3 protein-coding genes are annotated in these 1,575 nt (G+C 58.7%); all 3 read right to left on the bottom strand.

The genetic code is table 11. The annotated features are described in order from the left end of the window. The coding region (locus tag RR842_RS13540; protein WP_332730111.1) for a hypothetical protein at window positions 1-407 on the bottom strand (407 nt) is incomplete at its 3' end. Beyond that, window positions 404-1,039: a hypothetical protein gene (locus RR842_RS13545; protein ID WP_332730112.1), complete on the bottom strand. Its 636-nt coding sequence runs from the start codon at window positions 1,037-1,039 to the stop codon at window positions 404-406. The genes RR842_RS13540 and RR842_RS13545, both read right to left, overlap by 4 nt. Then, window positions 1,036-1,575 (bottom strand): ABC transporter ATP-binding protein (locus RR842_RS13550; protein WP_332730114.1); only part of this gene is annotated, 540 nt, incomplete at its 5' end. The genes RR842_RS13550 and RR842_RS13545, both read right to left, overlap by 4 nt.

Genomic DNA, 1,575 nt, shown 5'->3' on the forward strand with positions numbered 1-1,575 from the left:
AGGTTGACGAGCTGGGGCACCACGCCAACCGTGCCCGCCGTCAGGAACACCGCGATCACCTTGGCCCGGAAGTACCGCCCGGCACCTCCCCTGCTCACAATGTTCGCAGCGTAGCCGCCCCTCACGTCGGCATAAAGACTATCTGCATACGGCAGGCAAGCCGTCAGGGGGAGCACGAAGAAATACAGCACCGACCAGAGGGAATAAGAGGTCGCCCCCATCCATGAGTTGAAGAGCGAGTTGGGATAGAAGCCCTTTGAACCAGTCCTCCAAAACGACCACTCGCCGCCCAGACCGTAGGGAACCACAACCGTGACGAGCTGCGCAATCGCGAGCGCAAGGCCAATGGCGAGAGCTGCGACAAACAGCTTGTTCGCAAACGCTCTCCGCAATTCCACCGCAATCATGCCACGCCCCCTTCCGCGCCACCCGCAACCGGAATGCCAAGGTCGATGAGATACTTGTCGGGATACAGGGCGAGCTCAAGTGAGTAGTCACGCTGCTCAACCTTGCTCCAATCCGCCTGATTGTTCATCTGCGTATCGTAGATCAAGTACACGAGCGTCCTTTCGGCTTTTTCTCCAGGGGCGAGGTCGATCATCGTCGACGGGTCTTCGTTAATGCACATATACAAGGGAGCATACAAGCCGTTATGCCAAGCCCCGGATTCGAGGTGGTAATCCCGCACATGCACTTTCTGGGCGTCTGACGAGGCGTTCTCAATCTTGACCTCGACAAACAGCGCCCTCATATCGCCGAATGTTCCCTCCTCAATCAACGAATCTTCATATCCTAAAACCATCTTTTTCAGCCCCTCGTATCCGATCGACCGGAAATCGAGCGCCTTGACCGTAACCAAACCTGACCCCACATCCCCGCCCGACGAGTTCTGTCCAGCATAGGTAGCCTCTTCCCCCATCGAGTAGGCGTAGGCATGCTGCTCGGGATAAGCTGCGTTCACCTGCTCGATCCTAAAGCCGCAAGGCACGGCGACGGCGACGCAAGCCGCCGCAACGATAATTGAAAGCGCCTTCCTCATGCGCCGTCGCCTCCCCCGCCCTCATGGCCGACGATCCGCCCTTCAGCCATGAGGTATATCTCGTCTGCCAGACCGTCAAGCTCCTCAGCGTCGTGGCAGGCGACCACCACCAGGGCGCCGCGTTTCTTCTGCCGCCTAACAAGGTGTCGCAGCATTTCTACACCTGCGGGGTCGAGCGCATTGATCGGCTCGTCGAGCAGCAGCAGGTCGGGATTCTCCATGACGGCGCACGCGATGCCGAGACGCTGCTTCATGCCCAGGCTATACTTTTTGAAGCTGCGCCTGTCGTGCGGGTCGAGGCCCACCTCATTAAGCACCCATTCAATCTCGTCGTCGCCTATCTCGTTGCGTATCCCTGCAAGGTACTTCAAGTTGCGCAAACCGGTGTATTTCCCTATGAACGCAGGGTTCTCGATCATGATGCCCACGCTCGGAGGGAACGCGCCTTGGCCAAGGGGACACCCGTTAATGGCGACCTCGCCCTTCGTGGGTCTGATAAGCCCGGCCATCGCCCGCATAAGCATGGTCTTGCCCGA

Source organism: Gordonibacter sp. (genome assembly GCF_036667095.1).
Taxonomy (GTDB): Bacteria; Actinomycetota; Coriobacteriia; order Coriobacteriales; family Eggerthellaceae; genus Gordonibacter.